Origin of the sequence: Micrococcus sp. Alg238-R198, from assembly GCF_900537135.1 — a bacterium.
GTDB lineage: Bacteria > Actinomycetota > Actinomycetes > Actinomycetales > Micrococcaceae > Micrococcus > Micrococcus luteus.
In genome coordinates this window covers 75004-96317 of sequence record NZ_UNRH01000007.1, presented here as the reverse complement: position 1 = coordinate 96317, position 21314 = coordinate 75004, and the positions used below count along the sequence as shown (strand labels likewise).

The 21314-nt window shown below is 68.8% G+C and carries 18 protein-coding genes and 1 pseudogene; 10 read left to right on the top strand and 9 right to left on the bottom strand.

What is annotated here, in order from left to right; translation table 11 throughout:
- Positions 1–29: 29 nt before the first annotated feature.
- The 4 genes from G6R13_RS08360 to G6R13_RS08340 form a co-directional block, all read right to left on the bottom strand.
- The gene (locus G6R13_RS08360; RefSeq protein WP_163721398.1) at positions 30–1055 is read right to left on the bottom strand and encodes a hypothetical protein; all 1026 of its coding nucleotides are present in this window, start codon (positions 1053–1055) and stop codon (positions 30–32) included.
- Positions 1056–1793: 738 nt separating this feature from the next.
- Positions 1794–2105: a hypothetical protein gene (locus G6R13_RS08350; RefSeq protein WP_163721394.1), complete on the bottom strand. Its 312-nt coding sequence runs from the start codon at positions 2103–2105 to the stop codon at positions 1794–1796.
- A gap of 59 nt (positions 2106–2164) precedes the next feature.
- Positions 2165–2575: a hypothetical protein gene (locus tag G6R13_RS12230; RefSeq protein ID WP_205521348.1), complete on the bottom strand. Its 411-nt coding sequence runs from the start codon at positions 2573–2575 to the stop codon at positions 2165–2167.
- Positions 2576–3101: 526 nt separating this feature from the next.
- Entirely contained in the window at positions 3102–3833 is a 732-nt protein-coding gene (locus G6R13_RS08340) for a hypothetical protein (RefSeq protein ID WP_163721390.1), read from the bottom strand.
- 177 nt (positions 3834–4010) lie between these two features.
- Between G6R13_RS08340 and G6R13_RS08335 the strand changes: the two genes are divergently transcribed.
- Together G6R13_RS08335 and G6R13_RS08330 are read left to right on the top strand one after the other, a co-directional pair.
- On the top strand, positions 4011–5258 hold the full coding sequence (locus tag G6R13_RS08335; RefSeq protein WP_020397262.1) for an IS256 family transposase: 1248 nt from the start codon (positions 4011–4013) through the stop codon (positions 5256–5258).
- Between the two features lie 45 nt (positions 5259–5303).
- Positions 5304–6068 (top strand): annotated as a pseudogene (locus G6R13_RS08330) (IS481 family transposase); the annotation flags it as partial.
- Here the strand turns inward: G6R13_RS08330 and G6R13_RS08325 are convergent.
- The 3 genes from G6R13_RS08325 to ychF form a co-directional block, all read right to left on the bottom strand.
- A complete protein-coding gene (locus tag G6R13_RS08325) occupies positions 6049–6984 on the bottom strand; it encodes a DEAD/DEAH box helicase family protein (RefSeq protein WP_205521347.1) in 936 nt (311 codons plus the stop codon). The pseudogene G6R13_RS08330 and the gene G6R13_RS08325 sit on opposite strands and share 20 nt — an antisense overlap.
- A 3-nt stretch (positions 6985–6987) precedes the next feature.
- Entirely contained in the window at positions 6988–8937 is a 1950-nt protein-coding gene (locus G6R13_RS08320; protein WP_163721388.1) for a site-specific DNA-methyltransferase, read from the bottom strand.
- A gap of 69 nt (positions 8938–9006) precedes the next feature.
- Complete coding sequence (gene ychF / locus G6R13_RS08315; RefSeq protein WP_205521346.1) at positions 9007–10092, bottom strand: redox-regulated ATPase YchF; 1086 nt, start codon at positions 10090–10092, stop codon at positions 9007–9009.
- Between the two features lie 429 nt (positions 10093–10521).
- On the opposite strand from ychF, the gene betT reads away from it, so the two are divergent.
- The 3 genes from betT to G6R13_RS08300 all read left to right on the top strand — a co-directional run bounded on the left by betT (position 10522) and on the right by G6R13_RS08300 (position 15799).
- The gene (gene betT / locus G6R13_RS08310; protein ID WP_163721386.1) at positions 10522–12633 is read left to right on the top strand and encodes a choline BCCT transporter BetT; all 2112 of its coding nucleotides are present in this window, start codon (positions 10522–10524) and stop codon (positions 12631–12633) included.
- Positions 12634–12647: 14 nt separating this feature from the next.
- Positions 12648–14135 (top strand): aldehyde dehydrogenase family protein, encoded by a 1488-nt coding sequence (locus G6R13_RS08305; RefSeq protein ID WP_163721384.1) that lies wholly within the window; start codon positions 12648–12650, stop codon positions 14133–14135.
- A 68-nt stretch (positions 14136–14203) separates the two neighbouring features.
- Positions 14204–15799 carry a GMC family oxidoreductase N-terminal domain-containing protein gene (locus G6R13_RS08300; RefSeq protein ID WP_163721382.1) on the top strand — a complete coding sequence of 532 codons (1596 nt, stop codon included), beginning with the start codon at positions 14204–14206 and terminating at the stop codon, positions 15797–15799.
- A gap of 104 nt (positions 15800–15903) precedes the next feature.
- Here G6R13_RS08300 and G6R13_RS08295 read toward each other — a convergent pair whose 3' ends face one another.
- The gene (locus tag G6R13_RS08295; RefSeq protein WP_049148004.1) at positions 15904–16386 is read right to left on the bottom strand and encodes an Hsp20/alpha crystallin family protein; all 483 of its coding nucleotides are present in this window, start codon (positions 16384–16386) and stop codon (positions 15904–15906) included.
- A 227-nt stretch (positions 16387–16613) separates the two neighbouring features.
- Between G6R13_RS08295 and G6R13_RS08290 the strand changes: the two genes are divergently transcribed.
- The 4 genes from G6R13_RS08290 to G6R13_RS08275 are packed head-to-tail and all read left to right on the top strand — an operon-like array spanning position 16614 to position 20267.
- Positions 16614–17585 carry an ABC transporter ATP-binding protein gene (locus tag G6R13_RS08290; RefSeq protein WP_163721380.1) on the top strand — a complete coding sequence of 324 codons (972 nt, stop codon included), beginning with the start codon at positions 16614–16616 and terminating at the stop codon, positions 17583–17585.
- Entirely contained in the window at positions 17582–18373 is a 792-nt protein-coding gene (locus G6R13_RS08285) for an ABC transporter permease (protein WP_163721378.1), read from the top strand. Before G6R13_RS08290 ends, G6R13_RS08285 begins: the two co-directional genes overlap by 4 nt.
- Positions 18370–19596, top strand: coding sequence for a histidine kinase (locus G6R13_RS08280; RefSeq protein ID WP_163721376.1), 1227 nt, complete (start codon positions 18370–18372; stop codon positions 19594–19596). Before G6R13_RS08285 ends, G6R13_RS08280 begins: the two co-directional genes overlap by 4 nt.
- Positions 19593–20267 (top strand): response regulator transcription factor, encoded by a 675-nt coding sequence (locus G6R13_RS08275; protein ID WP_163721374.1) that lies wholly within the window; start codon positions 19593–19595, stop codon positions 20265–20267. Before G6R13_RS08280 ends, G6R13_RS08275 begins: the two co-directional genes overlap by 4 nt.
- 20 nt (positions 20268–20287) lie before the next feature.
- Here the strand turns inward: G6R13_RS08275 and G6R13_RS08270 are convergent, their stop codons facing one another.
- Complete coding sequence (locus G6R13_RS08270; protein WP_163721372.1) at positions 20288–20815, bottom strand: O-acetyl-ADP-ribose deacetylase; 528 nt, start codon at positions 20813–20815, stop codon at positions 20288–20290.
- 56 nt (positions 20816–20871) lie between these two features.
- Here G6R13_RS08270 and G6R13_RS08265 point away from each other — a divergent pair, with 56 nt between their 5' ends.
- Positions 20872–21309: a hypothetical protein gene (locus G6R13_RS08265; RefSeq protein WP_063190131.1), complete on the top strand. Its 438-nt coding sequence runs from the start codon at positions 20872–20874 to the stop codon at positions 21307–21309.
- Positions 21310–21314 lie beyond the last annotated feature (5 nt).

Sequence of the window (21314 nt, the reverse complement as noted above, 5' to 3'; positions counted from 1 at the left end):
CCAATCCCGTTTCAACGCCGGGGGCACCGTCACGCCCGGGCGGCGGCGCGGACGATCCGCTCCACATTCCCCGCCTCGGACAGCGGGAAAGTCACCTGATTGACGATGCCCCCCGAGTCCAGGCTGTATCGCTCGCGCAGCCGGGCCGCGATCCGTTCACCCGCCGGGGTCGCACTGGAGAATCGGACGAACGCACCACCCTCACGAATGGTCCGTGAATGATTCACATCGCCCGCCGGATTGTCCCGCAGCAACAAGTATGCATTCAGGTCCAGCTCCCGCAGGGCGGGGCCGAAATCCTCGCACGACTCCGACGTATTCACATCTGCCGCCGCGAACGCGGCCACCACCGGGGCTACACCGGCGTCAATGTCCACCGTGGTCCCGTCCTTCAACGTGACAGGTTTCGTCGCGTGGATCGTGTGATGGCGGGCGCAGAACTTGCAATCACACGCGGCCAGCTGGGGATTCATGATCTCAATCAGGTTGCGCATATTTACGCTCAGATCACGGCCGACACTCCATTCCCAGCCGTTCAGATCCACGAGGTCAGCAGGGTCGAGCACGTCGTCCACGTCCTCAGCAGGCCACCTGAACGGGACAGGGGCGCTCTCCGGGTCCAGCAGCAGGCGCAGGAACCGCCCCGCCTGGCGCTTCTGCAAGCCGGTCGGATTCTCGCGGATGTAGGCCGCGTGGTCCGGGTAGGTGAGCATCTTCTCCACCTCCCGCCGGACCATCGCCAGCTGCCCGGCGCACTGGCGATGCCCGTCGCCCTTGAACATGCGCGGCTCTTTCCATCCGCGCTCGTTCAGGGACTCGTCATGGTGGTAATAGCCCGGTGTGGTGATGTGACAACGACAGGTCGCGCCCTCAGTCGTCAGACGCTTCCAATGCTCTGTCAGGCTCTCGCGGCTGAACGTCGCATCGTCCCGGTTCGCGTCCAGCTTGTCCAGATTGGACGCCCGCCACGGGCATTCAGCGCACGCCTTCAAGGCCCCAGCGGCCAGGGGGACGGACTGGAGCGGGCGGGAGTAGTCGGGAGAATCGTAGGTCATCGTGTCTCATTTCGTGAATCAGTGGGAGTGATCTCTCAGGCGGAGTAGCCGAACGTGCTTCGAGTGGCGACCACATGCCCGCCCTGGGGGTAGACATGCCACGTCGCCCACGCGCACCGGCCACCGTGGGCAGTCGCACTCAACGCCGTGAGCGCATGAGGATCACCAGGGAACGTGACGGATAGCCCGTCATGTGCGGCGACGTGCCGGGCTATCGCGGCCACAGCAGCGGGCAAATCATCCGGTCGATAGACCGCAGACGTAAACGCATATCCGGGGCGCGCGGCATGTCGCGGTAGGTGCGGACTCAGCCCCGGCAGACATGCCAGCGTCTCAATGAGGCCCCCCACCTTCACTTGATGGGAGGCCCCCAGCACGCGCAGCTCCAGGGGGCCACACTGTTTGACCGCTAACGCCTCTTGAATCGGTGTGGCAGTGCTGAACGTCAGATCGGATGGGGACGTGTCCACGAATGGCACGTCGGCCTGTGAGTGCGTCATAGCCGTTCCGTTCGGTAGGGGGAAACAATCGCCCCCGCCCGGCGTCGTGCCAGGCGGGGGCGGTAGTGCCGTCAAGGCCAGCCAGGGTGGTGGCATGTCACTTCCTTTCGTGGAAGCGGCCCATTTCAGACGGCAGGCGCTGGGCGGTCTCAGCGGTCGGGGGACCGCTCGCACCCATCGGCCGGCACGGGACTGTCCCGCCCGCCGGTGACGTTGACGCCATATTCAGGGGCACCGCTTACGCGCCGCCGTAGTTCGTGGCCCAGCGGGACAGACCGCCCTTGCGTTGGGCATTCAGTGCCGGGGCGGTGCTCTCGTCGTCGGGAAGATTGAGTGCAGTCCACAGAGCCTTCTTGGTCGCCCTGTGCTGGCGAATCTCCGACACAAGCGGATTGATGACGGACTGTCCCTGTGATCCCGTCACGAGGTATGTGGAGCCTCTCAGCTCAGCCTCTAGGGCGTCGATCAGGTCCATCTCGCGGCACGCGTCTTCGAGTAGGTCTAGCTCATCGGCGCGCAGCTTATAGTCGGCGGTGATGGTCTTCCACATGCGCCGCGAACGCGGCTTTAGGCCCGTAGGAGTCTTTGTGTCCTCCATCGGTCCTCCATTCATAGATCAGGGTGCAGGGCGGTTGAGAGGTCGCCGTGCCGGTATGTGTTGCCCGTGACCGTCATGTAGCGGCCACGGGTATAGAACTCGAAAGTGAGGCCGTCAGCGGTTCGCTTCGGCCCCTTGCCTGGCGCGGACTGCGCAGTGCCCCAGATGTGCAGTCCGTCGCCGGACGGGGAGACCTCCACCCATGCGCCAGGAAACATATCTAGGACGCGCTGGGCGGCGGCGGTCGGCTTCCCCTCCGTGAGGCAGTGATCCAGGTCAATGCACGCCAGACCATCCCCGTTGAGGACGAAGCCCAGGCCGTCACCTGTGGAAGATGCTGCGGCGTCCGCGTACGTCGTCCAGGTGCACGGATCAGTCGAGCTGGCAGCCCGACCGGCCACGGTAAGGGGCATCTTTGCCACGCCAGATGCCCGCCTACGCGCCTCCCAGCGCACCCAACGGTCAAGGGCGCGGAGTTCGGCAGGGAGGGCCTCACAGAGGCTTCTACGGGCGGTCTCGGCCCGCTCAGCGGCCCTTTTGGCCGCTCTGTGGACGCGAACACGGCACTTTGTGGAGCACGTTCGGGCATCCGAGCGCGCCAGATTGAGCCGTTGTCCGCATCCCTCGCACTCTCGATTCGCCATGCCACCATCCTACCGCATGTAACGCATAATCCGCATGGTCTCACGTATCTCGCGGGGGTGCGATGGAGTGCAAAACGCACACCGGAAAATCGCCCGCGAACCGACCAAACGGCAGGAAAATGTTCGGCGAAACGGGCAGATCGCCGGACAAAAGCCAGAGTGCGACCTAGCACAACCGGAATTGCTATCCGGCGGTGCGGGCCGCCTGCGAGGGGGAGTCCCCCCCAGGGGTCTAGCCGTGCTCAACTCCGGGTGAGGGAGGAGCGGGACGGGTGATGCCGTCCCGCTCATCCTACTCACACGATCACTTCACTGCACGGAACGTCTCGTGCAGTCGGCGCTGTTCGTCCATGAGCATGTTCCGATGCTGGGGCAGGTTCATGTTCACGATGCCCGCGTCTGCCATGTGCTGCTCGGCCTCAGCCTGGGTGTAGATGCCCGGCTCGTGTCCACGTCGGGACAGGTAGGTCCAGGCGGTGAAGTTGCGCGGCAGGCTGCCCCGTTCGGTGGCATCCCCGGCGTACTCGTACAGGTCCTGACGCTCCATTGTGGACGGGATGATGCGCACCCTGCGCAGCTCCTGCGCCATGTCATAGATGCTCGTCAGGTTGTGCCATGCCTCAGCAACGTGCGGCTGTGCGGCCAACGGTGCCAGCTCCTGCATCTGCCCCTTGCGGTCGATGGCGAACTCTTCGATGTCTGCGGCGCGCAGGGTCTGCACGAGGGCCGTCACCACGGGGCGCATGGTCTCCGTGATCCAGGCTTCCCCGTGGCCACGCATCACGTCCCGGAGGTTGGAGTCGATCTGCCGGCGGGCGTCGTTGAATACCTTGTCCTGCATACGGACGACGGCGCTCATGTCCTTGGTGGTCATGGTCTGAACCATCAGGGCGCGCTCCACGTCCTTGACCGTGCCCTTCCCGGCGGCGAGCTTCTGGGAGATCTCGGCCACCACGCGGGTGTTGTCGTACAGGTCGGCTTCGGTGGAGTCGATGTGCTCGCGTGCCTGATGGGCGTGCTTCCACGCATCGGCCACAGCGGGGGGCAGGGTGCATCCGGCGTTGGTGAGGCGGTCGAGAATGCGGTTGAGAGTTGAGTCCCTGATAGTGGTGTAACCCTCCCCGGTCGCCAACACCGTCCCCTTCACGGACGCGGTCACCGTGGGAGCCTTCGAGCGAACCTTCCACAGCACTCTCGAAAGGACATCACCACGATGACCGCTCCACACATTGTCGACCCTGAACGCCTGCTGCGCGAAGCTCTCGGGGAGGCCTCCCCAGACCTGTTGCGCCACCTGCTGCAGACCGTGATCAACGCACTGCTCTCCGCCGACGCGGACGCGGTCTGCGGCGCCGAGTACGGCCAGGCCTCCCAGAGCCGTACCGCACAGCGCAACGGCTACCGGCACCGACCCCTGGACACCCGCGCCGGCACGATCGATGTGGCCATCCCCAAACTCCGGGCCGGCACGTACTTCCCCGAATGGCTCCTCGAGCGCCGCAAACGGGCCGAGTCCGCACTGATCACCGTGGTCGCGGACTGCTACCTGGCCGGGGTCTCGACCCGGCGCATGGACAAGCTCGTACGTCAGCTCGGCATCGACTCGCTCTCGAAGTCCCAGGTCAGCCGGATGGCACAGGAGTTGGACGAGCACATCGAGGCTTTCCGTCACCGGCCGCTGGGCGAGGCCGGCCCGTTCGTGTTCCTCGCCGCCGACGCCCTGACCATGAAGGTGCGTGAGGGCGGGCGTGTGGTCAACGCGGTGGCCATGGTCGCCACCGGGGTCAACGCGGACGGGCGCCGCGAGGTCCTCGGGCTGAGGGTGGCCACCACGGAGTCCGGGGCGGGGTGGAACGAGTTCTTCGCGGACCTGGTGGCCCGGGGGCTGGCCGGGGTGGCACTGGTGACCTCGGACTCCCATCGCGGCCTCGTGGAAGCAGTGGCGGCGAACCTGCCCGGGGCCGTGTGGCAACGCTGCCGCACCCATTACGCGGCGAATCTGATGGCCGTGACCCCGAAGAGCATGTGGCCGGCGGTGAAGGCCATGCTGCACAGCGTGTATGACCAGCCCGACGGGCCGGCCGTGCACGCCCAGTTCGAGCGCCTGTTGGACTACGTGCAGGACAGGTTGCCCGCGGTGGCCGCCCACTTAGACGCCGCTCGACAGGACATCCTCGCGTTCACCTCGTTCCCGAGGGACGTGTGGTGCCAGATCTGGTCGAACAACCCCGCCGAGCGGCTGAACCGGGAGATCCGGCGACGCACGGACGCGGTAGGGATCTTCCCGAACCGGGATGCCGTGGTGCGCCTGGTCGGGGCCGTGCTGGCCGAGCAGACAGATGAATGGGCCGAAGGCCGCCGGTATCTCGGCCTGGAACTGCTCGCCCGGTGCCGTGAGCCCCTGACCACGGAGCAAGAGACCGTGATGAGCACGGAGGTGATGCCGACCCTGCAGACCTGACAGGTACAAGCCCCCTACAACCTCGAAGACGGTTACACCACTTCCAGGGACTTGACCAAGTGGTCCGCACGGCGCATCCATCACCACCTCGTCTCCGAGGGCCACCGGGTGTGCCTCCGAACGGTGGGCAGGTGGCTGCACCGGCTGGGCATCTCCCGGTTGCCAGACCTCGCGCCCACGGGTGAGGACCTGCGCCAACGACCGCAGAAGATCACCGCCCGCGGCCCGGGGCACATGGTGCACCTGGACGTGAAGAAGATCGGGAAGATCCCAGACGGGGGCGGCTGGCGCACCCACGGACGTGAAAGTGAAGCAGGCCGTGCTTCCAAGCGCGGGCCTGGCCGGCGGGTCGGCTACACCTACCTGCACTCGGCGATCGACGGGTACACCCGCCTGGCCTACACCGAAGCGTTGGAGGACGAGCGGGCGGCCACGACCGTGAGCTTCTACTGCCGGGCGCGGGCGTTCTTCGCCGCCCACGGCATCACCGTGGACCGGGTGATCACGGACAACGGAAACAACTACCGGGCCGTGGACTTCACCGCGAAGGTGGTCTCGCTCGGGGGCCGGCACCACCGGATCCGCCCCTACACCCCGCGCCATAACGGGAAGGTGGAGAGGTACAACCGGCTGATGGTCGATGAGGTCCTCTACGCCCGCCCGTACTCCTCAGAGCAAGCTCGGCGTGAGGCCCTGCAGGTGTGGGTGAACCACTACAACTACCATCGGCCTCATACCTCCTGCGGGAACGCTCCTCCGGCCTCACTGGCACCGACCCGAGTCAACAACGTCATGCCCTCCTACAACTAGTGAGCTTCAGGCGCGTCGTATCACTGCTGCTGTCCTGCGGGTACTGGATCTGGACGCCCTTGACCAGCTGCTCGTTGAACGACTCGACGGCACCGAGGTTGAAGACCAGGTTGTTGTAGTCGGTCTTGCCGGTCTTCCCGAGATCAGGGAACGTCGCACCGAACCGGAAGACCGCCAGCGGCCGGATCTCATCGACGAGTGTCTGGTACGCCTTGTTATCCCGGCGGAAGCGATGCGGCTCATCCATGATCACGATGGGACGAGTCTCACGAAGCGCCTCGTATGGGACACTGGTCGTGCCGAGCACCGTCTGGTCGTAGTCGAACGCCATCGTCTTCTTCGACTGCAGCATTCCGTCGGTCATGAGAAGAGCGGACATGCGACCAGGCGACAGGCGGGAGCCATGCGCAAAGTTGACGACCGAGTTCGGCATCATCTTCCGCCCCTTCGACCGCTTCTGCGGGTCGAGGACGTCGAGGCGCAGCTCCAACTGCGGGCCGTACGCATCGGCGAAGTACTTGCGTGCGTAGTCCGACCGGATGAACGACTTCGCACCCTCCTTGATCGGTGTCGAGGGCACGAGAAGGATGAACTTCGTGAAGCCGTAGAGCCGGTTCAGTTCATACATGAGCTGCGTGTAGACCAGCGTCTTACCGGTGCCGGTCTCCATCTTGGCGTCGACCCCGAGAACACCATCGTCTACGTGTCCCCGCCACGGACGAGGAATCGCAGCGATCCCGTCCACGACACCGGACTGGATCGCGTTGATGTTCTCGCGAATCTGAGGATCAGCCGGGTCGAACGCGAGGTTCGCCTCGGGCGGCGTACTGGCGTCGAGCTTCACGTCCTTGAAGACGCGAGTCAATGCATTCAGCGCACGCTGTTGGTGCTCCAGTGTTTGAAGTCGGATCCGCATGGATCAATACCGCTCGATCACGGAGACCGACTGGCCCGAACGGAGCGACTTAAGGTTCTGCCTCAATTCATGCATGACCGAGAACTGCACCGAGTACCCGAAAACGACAAGACGCCTCAGATCGAGCTCACTAGCTTCGAGCTTCGTCACTAGAGACATCGCATCCGCACTAGTGAGGCCCGGGTTGATGACGTACCCAGTGTCCTCGCACACCTGGAGCTCATACTCGTCGAGCACCACCGCTGTGACCTCAGCGTTCAGACCGAAGCCATCTTCGATCAGCCAAGTCGCAAGAGCGACCTTGTCGCCGGAAGTGCCGTCGAACGCGAACTTCGACACGAAGTCGTCGAGGAGCAGGGTCTCATCGTTCGGATCGAACGACTGCATCTCGTCGAGAGTCTTAACACTGGGTTCCTTCAAACGGAAGAGCTTGAAGCCAGCGTCGACGGCAGCACCGGTCTTGTTCTTGACCTTGATCGCAGCCTGCGCAATTCTTGCTCGTCCGATTTCATCTATGGTGCGATAACCAGCGGCATAAGCCGCAGTATCACTGTCAATCATGTCAGGGATCTGTACCATGATGAACTTCCGCGAACCGCCATCGAAGGCGTTCGTGCGCATGACCGCCTCGGCGGTTGTACCTGACCCCGAAAAGAAGTCCATGACTATGTCCTGGGGCCCCGCCCCGAGCTGCACGACCTCTTCAAGAAGTGGCGTGGGCTTCGGATAGCTTGCAATATCGCCCGCAAGAAGTTCCTTGACCTCCTGGGTCCCTACCTGTTGATTGAAGCCCTTATCATCCCAAATAGTGAAAGACTTCTTTGTTCGCTCAACCAGGCCGTCCCGATTGAGGTAGTCCTTCACCGATATGTCATACTCGCCGCGTCGAGCAATGAACTTGGCGACGAGACGATCTGTCTCAGCGAAACATTTGGCCTTCCCCCACATCCAGCGACCATCCCGGCCATCGGACTTACGGGGTAGCACTTCATGCCACCCCGCCTGTTCGACCAACGAGATCTCCTCAGATTCAGGATTCACGTAAATCGGAAAAAACATGTCCGGACGATCCTCACGCAACGAAGCTACGCCGCGTTGGCGAAGACCTAGGAGACGATACTTCCCGTTCTCGTCCTCGAACTTGTACTCATCGCGTTGCGCCTGGGTGAGCCGCTTTCCCCCGATTCCTGCAGTTGCAGCAGCCTTTGAATAGACCAGGATATAGTCATGCACAGGAGCAATCGATGTATTTGACTGACGGCCACGCGGGTTATTCTTGACAGCCACTGTTGCAACGAACCCCTGCTCGCCGAAGATCTCGTCGCACAATGCCTTGAGGTTGGCCTGCTCATTGTCATCAATACTGACAAAGATGACTCCGTCGTCGGTGAGTAGTTCCTTCGCAAGTTCGAGTCGCGGGTACATGAAGGTAAGCCACGCCGAGTGCGACGACTTGCCCTGAAGTGCCATCACCCGCTCTGCCTCGTCCTCGTCAAGACCCACCTTTTCGACCAGGTCCTTCGCCGTGAAGCCGAAGTCGTCGACGTAGACGAACCCATCGGAACCCGTGTTGTACGGCGGATCGATGTAGATGCACTTGACCTGGCCCGCGTATGACCCCAGGAGGTGCTTGAGCGCATCGAGGTTGTCTCCGACGATGTACAGATTCTCCGAGTCAGCGTTCGTCGGCTCGCCGTTGTGCTCGAGATCGGGAACCACCACCGTCTCGGTCCGCGTCGACGTCAGGTACTTGGCATACGACTTCCCCAAAAACTTGAGCTCATAGCCTTCCCGCGTCATCGACACGTCCGCGGAACTCAGCGTCTCCTGAAGGCGATCGAGCATGAAGTCGCCATTCTTGCCGAAGTACTCTGGCAAGGCCGCCCGGAGGCGCGCCAGCTCGAAGTCGGCTGGTGTGGCTGTTGCGTTGGCCTCGCGGGCGTCTCTGATCATGATCGTCTTTCGTTCAGGCAGCGGGAATCGGGCAGGTCCTGCTGCTGGCCTATTACTTCCCTCTAGTGGTCACACATTGAACCGGAACTCCACCACGTCGCCGTCCTTCATCACGTAGTCCTTGCCCTCCATGCGCACCTTGCCGGCGGCCTTGGCGTCGGCCATGGAGCCGGCGGCCACGAGGTCCTCGAAGCTCACAATCTCGGCCTTGATGAAGCCGCGCTGGAAGTCGGTGTGGATCACGCCGGCGGCCTCGGGCGCCGTCGCGCCGACGGGGATGGTCCACGCGCGCGTCTCCTTCGGTCCCGCCGTCAGGTACGTCTGCAGGCCGAGGGTGGAGAAGCCCACGCGGGCCAGCTGGTCCAGCCCGGACTCATCCTGCCCGGCCATCTCCAGCATCTCGGCAGCCTCCTCCTCGGAGAGCTCCACGAGGTCGGACTCGAGCTTGGCGTCCAGGAACACGGCGTCGGCGGGGGCCACCAGATCGCGCAGCTCCTGCTGCCTGGCCTCGTCCCCCAGCACACCCTCGTCCGAGTTGAACACGTAGATGAACGGCTTGGCGGTGAGCAGGCTCAGCTCTCGCAGCCGGTCCATGTCCAGCTTGTCCTTGTCCTTCGCGGCGAAGATCGTCTCGCCCCGCTCCAGCACCGCGAGCGCGGCCTTGAGCGCCTCGAGGTCGGCGGGCTCCTTCTTCTTGCCCTTGACCTCCTTCTCGACGCGCGGGATCGCCTTCTCCACGGTCTGCATGTCCGCGATGATCAGCTCGGTGTTGATGGTCTCCATGTCCGAGGCCGGGTCCACCTTGCCGTCCACGTGGACGACGTCGCCGTCGTCGAACGCGCGCACCACCTGGGCGATCGCGTGGGCCTCACGGATGTTCGCCAGGAACTGATTGCCCAGGCCCTCCCCCTCGGAGGCGCCCTTGACGATGCCGGCGATGTCCACGAAGGACACCGTGGCCGGCAGGATGCGCTCGGAGCCGAAGATCTCGGCCAGCTGGGGCAGCCGCTCGTCCGGCAGGTTCACCACGCCCACGTTCGGCTCGATCGTCGCGAACGGGTAGTTCGCCGCGAGCACGGTCTGGCGCGTCAGCGCGTTGAACAGGGTCGACTTGCCCACGTTGGGCAGTCCCACGAATCCGATAGTCAAAGCCACAGTCCGGCAGTCTACCGGCGGGCCCACCGCGGCGGAGGCGTCCCGCACCGGCCCCGTTCCGTGGGCAGAACCGGCAGCCCCACCCGCTCCGTGGGCAGAAAGCGCGCTCTCCCCTGTTCCGGGGGCAGAACCGGCAGGGTTTTCGCTTCTGGGGGCAGAAACCTTCGCTCTTCTGCCCACGGAACCCAGAGACCCGGCGGCCACGGGGCCCGGCAGCCCCAGCCCCGCGTGCCCACGGAACCCAGAGACCCGCACCGCCCAGCACGCATCCCCGCCCAGATGACCGATCTGTAGGGTGGGCGGGCAGCCCTGACCCCGACGAGAGGACGCACACCTGTGTCTGCCGACCAGAGGACGACAGCCGAGACCGCAGGGCCACCGGGTCCCCCCGACGCCGGAGGAGCCCCCCACTCCCCCGCGAACTGGCCGGTGTTCGCCGGCACCGCGGGCATCGTCGTCGGCTTCGCCCTCTGGGCCATGCTCCTGCCCGCCCAGGCAGACTCCGTCATCTCGGCCACGGTGAGTTGGATCGCCGAGAGCTTCGGCTGGTACTACGTGCTCACGGCGGGCATCGTCGTCGTCTTCGTGATCGTCGTGGCGCTCAGCCGCCTGGGTCACGTGCGGCTCGGACCGGACCACGCCGTCCCGCAGTTCAACCTGTTCTCGTGGTCGGCCATGCTGTTCGCCGCGGGCATCGGGGTGGACCTGATGTTCTTCGCCACCTCCGGCCCGGCCACCAACCTGCTCACCCCACCGGACCTGCCGCCCATGTCCGACGAGGCCGCCCGCATGGCCCCGCTGTGGACGATCTTCCACTACGGCATCCCCGGGTGGGCCATGTACGCCCTGATGGGCATGGCCTTCGGGCTGTTCGCGTACCGCTACCACCTGCCCCTGAGCATCCGCTCGGCCATCGCCCCCATCTTCGGCCGCCGCGTGCACGGCCCGGTCGGCCACGCCGCGGAGATCGGCGCCACCGTCGGCACCATCTTCGGCATCGCTGTCTCCCTGGGCATCGGCGTCGTCTTCCTGAACGCCGGCCTCGCCCTGATCCTGGACGTGCCGGTGAGCACCGGCGTGCAGATCGCCCTCATGGCCCTCGCGGTGGGCATCACCATCGTCTCCACCGTCTCCGGCGTGGACAAGGGCATCCGCCGCCTCTCCGAGCTGAACGTCTACCTCGCCGTCGTCATCCTGGCCTGGGTGCTGTTCACCGGCCGCACCACGGACCTGCTCAACGCCCTGGTGCAGAACATCGGCGACTTCTTCGCCGGGTTCCCCGCGATGCTCCTGCGCACCTTCGCCTACACCGACGGCCCGGCGGCCTACCCGGCGGAGCAGTGGATGTCCGACTGGACGCTGTTCTTCTGGGCCTGGTGGATCGCCTGGGCGCCGTTCGTGTCCCTGTTCCTGGCGCGCATCTCCCGCGGCCGCACCCTGCGCGAGTTCGTCACGGGCGTGCTGCTGATCCCCTTCGCGTTCATCCTGCTGTGGGTGTCCGTCATGGGCAACGCCGCCATCGGCTTCTTCCGCGGCGGGGACCAGGCCCTGCTGGAGGAGGCCGTCACCGCGCCGGAGGCCGGCTTCTTCAGCCTCCTGGAGAAGTACCCCGGCTCCACGTTCCTGATCGGCCTGGCCGTGCTCACGGGCCTGTTCTTCTACGTGACCAGCGCCGACTCGGGCTCGCTCATCATGGCGAACATGACCTCCAAGGGCTCGGTCGAGGACTCCGACGGCGCCCCGTGGCTGCGCATCACGTGGGCGGTGATCACCGGCCTGCTGACGCTGTCCATGCTGTTCATCGACGGGGTCTACACCCTGCAGAAGGCCACCGTGATCGTGGGCCTGCCGCTCTCGGTGCTGCTGTACCTGGTGATGATCAGCCTGTGGCGGGTGCTGCACTCCGAGTCCCTGGCCATGGACTCGCGCACCGCCGCCCTGCCCGCCGTCCTCGCCGGCCAGGCCCGCGACTCCGGCAGCCGCGCCACCTGGCGCCAACGCCTGGCCCGGCGGATGAACTTCGCCACGGCCCGCCAGGCCGCCGCCTACATCGAGCGCGAGGTCGGCCCCGCCCTGGAGGAGGTGGCCGCCGAGCTGCGCGGCCACGACGCCGACGCCGCCGTCACCCACGGCGTCCACCCCGAGTCCGGGGTGCCCTGGGTGGACCTCACCGTCACCTTCGAGGGCCAGGAGGACTTCAAGTACCAGGTCTATCCCGTGGCCTACCCCGTGCCGAGCTTCGCGGGCAGCCTCAGCGTCGCCCAGGACACCCACTTCCAGCTCGAGGTGTTCTCCGCCAAGGGCTCGCGCGGCCGGGACGTGCTGGGCTACAGCCGCGAGCAGCTGTGCGCCGACGTCCTGGACGACTACGAGGCCCACCTGACCTTCCTCGCCATGACAGGCGAGGACTCCCATCTCGCCGAGCGCCTCGAGTCCGAGGTGCCGGATGAGTGGGGCGACGCCGACCGCTCGCCCGCCACAGGCGCCATGCCGGCCGTGGACGCCGCCCCCGCCTCCCAGACCGATCCCACCCACCCGTGAGGAGCACCATCCCCATGACCACCGATCCCACCGCCACCCAGTTCATCGACGGCGCCTGGGTGCCGTCCTCGGACGGCGGCACCCGCACCATCCACTGCCCCGCCGACGGCTCCGAGGTCGGCGTCGTCGCCGAGGGCACCCGCGAGGACACCCTCGCCGCGATCGCCGCCGCCCGCCGCGCGTTCGACAGCGGCGAGTGGCCCTCCACCCCCGCCGCCGAGCGCGGCGACCTGCTCATCCGCCTGGCCGACCACATCCTGGAGCACCGGGACGAGTTCGCCCGCGCCGAGGCCCTGGACACCGGCAAGCGCCTCGTGGAGGCCGAGGGCGACATGGCGGACATCGCCGCCTGCTTCCGCTACTTCGGCAAGATCGCGGACCAGAACCCCGGCCGGCTCGTGGACGCCGGTGATCCGACCGTCCTGTCCCGCGTGGTCACCGAGCCGGTGGGCGTGTGCGGCATGATCACCCCCTGGAACTTCCCGCTGCTGCAGGCCGCCTGGAAGATCGCCCCGGCCCTGGCCGCCGGCTGCACCTTCGTGCTCAAGCCCGCCGAGCAGACCCCCCACACCGCCATCCTCACGATGCGCGCCCTCGAGTCGCTGGGCCTGCCGGCCGGCGTCGCGAACCTGGTGCTGGGCCCCGGCGCCACCGTGGGCGAGCCGCTCTCCTCCCACCCGGACGTGGACCTGGTCTCCTTCACGGGCGGACTGGCCACGGGCAAGACCATCGCCCAGGCCGCCGCCGGCACCGTGAAGAAGGTCGCCCTCGAGCTGGGCGGGAAGAACCCCAACGTGATCTTCCCCGACGCCCACTACGAGGCGGCCCTGGACAACGCCCTCAACGCCGCGTTCACCGACTCAGGTCTGGTGTGCTCGGCCGGCACGCGCCTGATCGTCCACGAGTCGATCGCCGAGCGCTTCGTGGACGACCTCGTCGAGCGCGCCGGGCACATCGTGATGGGCGGCCCCTTCGACGAGCACGCCGAGACCGGCCCGCTGATCTCCGCGGCCCACCGGGACAAGGTGACGGACTACGTCCGCCGCGGCGTCGAGGCCGGCGCCCGCCTGCGCGTGGGCGGGCACTGGGGCGGCGAGGAGCACAAGGACGGCTTCTTCTACGCCCCCACCGTGCTGGACCGCTGCGACCGGGACAACCCCGCCGTCATCGAGGAGGGCTTCGGCCCGGTGATCACCGTGGAGACGTTCTCCACCGAGGCCGAGGCCATCGAGATCGCCAACCACACCGAGTACGGCCTCGCCGGGGCCGTGTGGAGCTCCGACGCCGGCACCTGCCAGCGCGTCTCCCGCGCCCTGCGCCACGGCACCGTGTGGATCAACGACTACCACCCCTACCTCCCCCAGGCCGAGTGGGGCGGCTTCAAGGCCTCCGGCATCGGCCGCGAGCTCGGCCCCACCGGGCTGGGCGAGTACGTGGAGCACAAGCACATCTACCAGAACACCGAGCCCGCGGTGACCGGCTGGTTCGCCGACCGCCGCTGAGCCCCCTCCCCGTGGGCGCGGGGTCAGCCCCCGCGCCCACCCGTGACCACCGAAAGGACCCCCGGATCGTGACCACCACCACCCCCGACGCCTCGACCCCGCAGCCCGACACGCCCGTCTACGACTACATCGTGGTCGGCGGCGGCTCCTCCGGCGCCGCCCTCGCGGCCCGCCTGTCCGAGGACCCCCAGATCACCGTCGCCCTGCTGGAGGCCGGCCCCACCGACGTGGACCTGGACGAGGTCCTCGAGCTGCGCCGGTGGCCCGAGCTGCTCGAGTCCGGCCTGGACTGGGACTACCCCATCGAGCCGCAGGAGAACGGCAACTCCTTCATGCGCCACTCCCGGGCCAAGGTGCTCGGCGGCTGCTCCTCCCACAACTCCTGCATCGCGTTCTGGCCTCCCCGCGAGGACCTGGACCAGTGGGAGGCGATGGGCGCCACCGGCTGGGGCGCCGAGCACACCCTGCCGCTGGTGAAGAAGCTCGAGAACAACCGGGCCGAGGGCGATCACCACGGCCACGACGGCCCCGTCGAGCTGATGGACGTGCCCGCCGAGGACCCGGCCGGCGTCGCCCTGCTCGAGGCCGCCGCCGAGGCCGGCATCCCGACGACGACGTTCAACACCGGCGAGACCGTCGTGAAGGGCGCCAACTGGTTCCAGATCAACCGCAAGCAGGACGGCACCCGCGCGTCGTCGTCGGTGTCCTATCTCCACCCGATCCTCGACCGCGAGAACCTGGACATCCTCACGGACCACTGGGTGAGCGAGGTGCTCGTCGACGAGGACCGCCGTGCCTACGGCGTCCGTCACGTCGCGGACCGGCACGGCCGGCAGGCCGAGATCCACGCCCGCGCCGAGGTTATCCTCTCCGCCGGGGCGATCGACACGCCCAAGCTGCTGATGCTCTCCGGGATCGGCCCCGCCGAGCACCTGGCCGAGCACGGTCTCGACGTGCGCGTGGACGCCCCCGGTGTCGGCTCCAACCTGCAGGACCACCCCGAGGCGGTCATCTCCTGGGAGTCCAAGCAGCCCATGTACCGCGACGCCACGCAGTACTGGGAGATCGGGATCTTCTCGCCCACCAAGGAGGGGCTGGACCGCCCCGACCTGATGATGCACTACGGCTCCGTGCCGTTCGACATGCACACCTACCGGCAGGGATACCCGACGGCGGACGAGACGTTCTGCCTGACCCCCAACGTCACCCACGCCAAGTCCCGCGGCACCGTGCGCCTGCGCTCCAACGACTACCGGGACAAGCCGGCCGTGGACCCGCGCTACTTCACCGACCCGGAGGGCCACGACATGGCCGTCGCGGTCGCCGGCATCCGGCTGGCCCGGGAGATCGTCTCCCAGCCGGCGATGGCGGAGTGGGCCGGCCGCGAGCTCGCCCCGGGCGTGGACGTGCAGACCGATGAGGAGATCGCCGACTACGTGCGCCGCACCCACAACACCGTGTACCACCCGGTGGGCTCGGTGCGCATGGGCGCCGACGACGACGCCATGAGCCCCCTGGACGCCCGCCTGCGCGTCAAGGGCGTGACGGGTCTGCGCGTGGCCGACGCCTCCGTGATGCCCGAGCACGTGACCGTGAACCCCAACATCACGTGCTTCATGATCGGCGAGAAGGCAGCGCAGCTGATCCTGGCCGACCGCGCCTGACCACCACGCAGATGCGGCGGGCCCCCGGTGGGGGCCCGCCGCATCTGCGTTCGGGGGACGGGCCGCGCGCCGGTCACGCCGGCCGCGGCTCCGTCAGAGGACGATCACTCGCCGGAGGCCTCGGCGGCGGAGCCCTCCACGGTCTCCGCGGCCACCGGGGCGGCGCCGCCGTGGGTGACGGAGATCTTGCGGGGCTTGGCCTGCTCCGCCACCGGGATGGTGAGGGTCAGGACGCCGTCGCTGTAGTCGGCCTGGATGCGGTCGAGGGCCAGGCCCTCGCCCAGGGTGAGCTGGCGGGCGAAGGTGCCGGCGGAACGCTCACGGGTGAGCCAGCGGCGGTCCTCGCGGGCCGGGGCCTCCTTGCGCTCGGCACGGACGGTGAGCGTGCGCTCCTCCACGTCCACGTCGATGGAGGCCGGGTCGACGCCGGGCAGCTCGACCTCGGCGACGAAGGCGTCGCCCTCGCGGTACAGGTTCATGGGCATGGACGCGGTGCCGGTCGCGCGGGTCGTCAGACCGTTCACCAGGCGCTCCATCTCACGGAAGGGACGCTCCATCTCACGGAACGGATCGATGGGACGGGCCATGTCGGTTCACTCTCCTCGGGAGTCGGGTGGGCGCCGCTGACACCGCGGCGTCTGATCACCACAACAGCACGCCCGGCGAACCTATTCCAGAAATCTTCGTGAACTCCGCTCAACTTTCTGAGGGACGGCCCGCCCGCGACGGCGCGGCCCCACCCATGACATTCGTCATGGCGCATTCCTGACGTCTGCCGCTCCCGCGGGGCGCGCCCCGCGACGAGGCTGGAGCCATGAGCAACGCACCCGCACTCGCAACCCGGGGACTCACCCGCCGTTTCGGACCGGTCCGGGCCGTGGACGGCGTGGACCTCACCGTCCCCGCCGGCGAAGTCCTCGCCCTCCTCGGGCCCAACGGCGCCGGCAAGACCACGCTGCTGGACATGGCCCTGGGCTTCAGCCCGCCCTCGGACGGCACGGTCAGCGTCCTCGGCTCCGACCCCGTCGCCGCCGTCCGCCAGGGCCGGGTGGGCGCGGTGCTGCAGACGGGCGGCCTGCTGGAGGACCTGAGCGTCCGCGAGACCGTGGCCATGGTGGCCGGCTGCCACCGCCGCCACATCGGCGTGCCCGCCGCCCTCGAGCGCGCCGGCCTCACCGGGCTGGCCGGCCGCCGGGTGAAGAAGTGCTCCGGAGGCGAGCGCCAGCGGCTGCGCTTCGCCCTGGCCCTGCTCACCGACCCCGAGCTGCTGATCCTGGACGAGCCCACCGCGGGCATGGACGTCCGCGCCCGCCACGACTTCTGGGACACCATGCACGCCGAGGCGGACCGGGGCCGCACCATCGTGTTCGCCACCCACTTCCTCCCCGAGGCCGAGGACTTCGCGGACCGGATCGTCCTGATGCGCGAGGGCCGGATCCACGCAGACGGCACGCCCGCCGAGCTCGCCACCGGCGGGTCCGTCACTCTCACGGGCCGCTGGACCGGCGGCGGAGGCGATCCGGACGCGCCCGCCCGCCTCGCCGCCGCCCTGGGCCTGCCGCAGGACGCCGTCCAGCTCGAACCACAGCACCTCTCCCCCGGCCGCCTGCGCGTGCGCGTCCCCGCCGGGGGCCGGGTCACCGGCGACGACGTCGCCCGCCACCTGCTGGACGAGCGCCTCGTCGAGGACCTGGCGATCACCCACGCCTCCCTCGACGACGTGTTCCTCTCCCTGACCGACGCCGGCCAGCCGGCACCCTCCGAGCCGCAGGAGTCCCTCGCATGAGCACGACCATCACCGCCCCCGGCCGCCTGTTCGGCTATGCACGCCGCGAGTTCGTCCGCAACGTGCGGATGATCGAGGGCTCGTTCTTCATCGTCGTCCTCCCCGTGGCGCTCTACCTCATGTTCGGCGCGCTCTCCGACTGGGGAGACCTCCCCGTCGGCCACGGGAACGTGTCCGCGTACACCATGACCGGCATGGCCGTGTACGGGGCGGTCATGGCCACCACCTCGATCGCCGGCTCGGCCGCCGTCGAGCGCCGGTCCGGCTGGGGCCGCCAGCTCTCCCTGACCGCGCTCACCCCGGGCGCCTACCTCGCCGGCAAGTGCCTCGTGGCCCTGGCCATGGCCGCCCTGCCCGTGCTCGCCGTGCTCGCCGCAGGCGCGCTCACGGGCGCGGAGCTCGACGGCCCGCTGCGCTGGCTCACGACGGGCGCCCTCGCCCTGGTGTCCTCGCTGCCGTTCGCGCTGTTCGGCCTGGCGGCCGCCCTGCTCTTCCGTTCGGAGGCCGCCGTGTCCGCGGCGTCGGGCATCCTGGTGATGTTCGGCTTCCTCGGGAACCTCTTCATCCCGCTCTCGGGGATCATGCTGGACATCGGGCGCTTCACTCCGGTGTACGGGGCCGGCGCCCTCGCCCGGTGGCCGCAGATGGAGGGAGAGAGGGCACCGATGGGAACGGAACCCGCCGCCGCGGATCCGCTGTGGCTGCCGCTCGTGAACCTGCTGGCCTGGACGGCCGTGTTCGCGGTGGTCTGCCTGCTCGCCTCCCGCTCCCGGACGGCCCGCGCATGAGCCCCGCCGGCGGATCCCCGGCGCCGGCCCGCCCGACGGTCGGCGCGGCGGAGCACGACCCCGCCGTCCTGCCGCTGCACCTGTGGCCGTCCACGCTGGGGTTCGCCGGGGTGTGGCTCATCAGCTTCGGCTTCGTCCTCGTCGAGCTCCTCCGCCGGGCGTTCACTCCCGGGGACGGGCGGGGCGAGGCGATCCTGGGGGTGGCGGCCATCGTGGTCTTCATGCTCGTCTACCTGGCAGCGTTCGTGGTGCCGCGCCCGGTGCGCGCGTGGCCGGCCTGGGCCAACGCGGTCCTCACCTGGCTCGTGCTCGCCGGGTGCCTGGCCGTGCTGACCCGGATCCTGGGCGTCCACGCCCTGCTCTACTCCCCCTTCCTCGTGGCCACGTGGCTCTTCCCCCACCGGCTGCGCGTGGGCCTGATCGGCGCCGGGGCCACGATGGCCGCGGCGCTGGCGACCGGGCTGCTGTTCTTCCCCGACGATCCGGCCCTGCCCGTCGTGCTGGGCAACCTCGCCGTCCTCCTGGTGGTGCTGGTGGGCATGCGCCTGGCGATTGCCCGGGACGACCGGGTCGTGGAGATGACGCATGAACTCGACCTCGCCGGCCAGCGGGAGCGGCTCGGTCGGGATCTGCACGACATCCTGGGCCACTCCCTGACCACCATCAACGTCAAGACCCAGCTCGTGCACCGGCTGATCGACACGGACCCCGCCCGGGCCAAGGAGGAGGCCGCCGAGGTGATCACCCTGTCCCGCACGGCCCTCGCCGAGGCGCGGGCCGCCGTCGCCGAGCTCGCCGCCCCGGAGCTGGGCGGGCAGCTCTCCCTCTCCGTGGGGGCGCTGCGGGACGCCGGGATGGCCGTCGAGGCCCCGCCGCCCGGCGCGGTCACCGAGGTGCCGGAGCGTCGCCGCGCCCTGGCCGCCTGGATCGTGCGCGAGGCCGTGACCAACGTGCTCCGCCACGCCGGGGCCCGCCGGGTGCGCATCAGCCTGGACACCCACCACGTGGCGGTGCTCGACGACGGCGACGGGCTGCCGGCCTCCATCGCGGCGGGCGTGGGCCCCCGCACCCTCGCCGAGCGGGCGGCCGCGGAGGGCGCACGCCTCGAGGTGGGGCCGGGGCTCGGCGGGGCCGGCACCGGCGTGGCCGTGCACTGGGGCAGGAGCACGTTGGAGGCCGCGCGCGGGGTGCTGCCCGCCGCCGAGGGCAGGATGGACGCATGAGTGAGTCAGCCGCCCCGGCCCCGTCCCCGGCGTCGCCGCCCTCGGCCGATCGCGGGCCCGGGGCTCCGCTGCGCCTGCTGCTGGCCGACGACCAGGCGCTCGTGCGCGGCGCCCTGGCCGCCCTCCTGGACACCGAGCCGGACCTGACCGTCGTCGCCCAGGCCGCCTCCGGGGACGAGGTGGCGGACGCGGTCGAGGCCCATGACGTGGACGTCGCGCTGCTGGACATCGAGATGCCCGGAGTGGACGGGCTCGAGGCCCTGCGCCGGATCCGGGACCGCGGCCTGGACTGCGCCGTGCTGATGGTGACGACCTTCGGCCGCCCCGGCTACCTGGAGCGGGCCCTGGCCGCCGGGGCCCGGGGATTCGTGGTCAAGGACACCCCGGCTGAGCAGCTCGCCGACGCCGTGCGTGCGGTGGCCCGCGGTGAGCGCGTGGTGGATCCCTCGCTCGCGGTGGACACCCTCGCGGCGGGGCCGAGCCCGCTGACCCCGCGGGAGGTCGATGTGCTGCGCGAAGCGCTCACGGGGGCCTCCGTCCGGGCGATCGCCGGGCGCCTGCATCTCTCGGCGGGCACGGTGCGCAACCATCTGAGCGCGGCGATCGGCAAGACGGCCACCAGCACGCGCGGCGAGGCCGCGACGGTCGCGCGCGACCGCGGATGGCTGTAGGGGCGGCTCAGCGGAGGCGCTCAGGTGAGATGCGCGAGCGCCGCACGGAACGCGGCCTCCGCCGTGTCGCCGTACGGCACGAACAGCACCTCGTCCACGGTGCCGCCCACCTCGTCCGCCATCGCGTGGCAGGTCTCGACGGCGATCCGCGCCGCGTCCTCCATGGGCCAGCCGTAGATCCCCGCGGAGATCGCAGGGAACGCGACCGTCCGGGCGCCGAGCCCGGCCGCCACCTTCAGGGACTCGCGGTAGCACGAGGCGAGGGTGTCGGACTTGTCGATCGTCTTGGCCCACACCGGGCCCACGGTGTGGATGACCCAGCGCGCGGGCAGGCGCCCCGCCGTCGTCGCCACGGCCTGCCCGGCGGGCAGCCCCTCCGGCAGGTCGGTCTCGCGCAGGCGGCGGCACTCGGCCAGGATCTCGGGACCGCCGCGCCGATGGATCGCGCCGTCCACGCCTCCGCCGCCGAGCAGGGTGGCGTTGGCGGCGTTGACGACGGCGTCCGCGTGGGTGGCCGTGATGTCCCCGGGGGCGATGGTGAGCTGCATGGGTTCACGCTAGGCGCGGGTGGGCGCCGTCGGACAGGGCCGGTAGCCTCGGCCCCATGAGCACCCCGACGCCCACCGGACCGACCCCCACGCCTCCCGGCGGCGAGCTGCTGCCGCTGATCAGCCTCGCGGTGGAGCACGTGTTCGACACGCTCGGCCGGCAGTCCGTGTTCGCCCCCACGATCCTCGCGGTCACCGCCGACGGCCAGCGCGGCATGTGGGAGCACCCGGACCTCGAACCCGAGCAGGCGGCCGCCACGGTCGCGAAGATCAGCCCGCGCCCCACGCGGGCGGTGGCCGTGTTCGACGGCGAGATCGAGACGGCGGACGGACCCCGCCCGGCCGTCGCGGTGGAGGCCTTCGACGCCGCCGCCCTGGCCTCGACCCGCATGGTCTTCCCCTATCTGCCCGGCGTTGCCGCGGCGGGCATCGCCGCCCGCGTCGACGGCGACCCGCAGGTGGTGGCCAACGGCCCCAACCCGCTCTTCGGCTGAGCCGC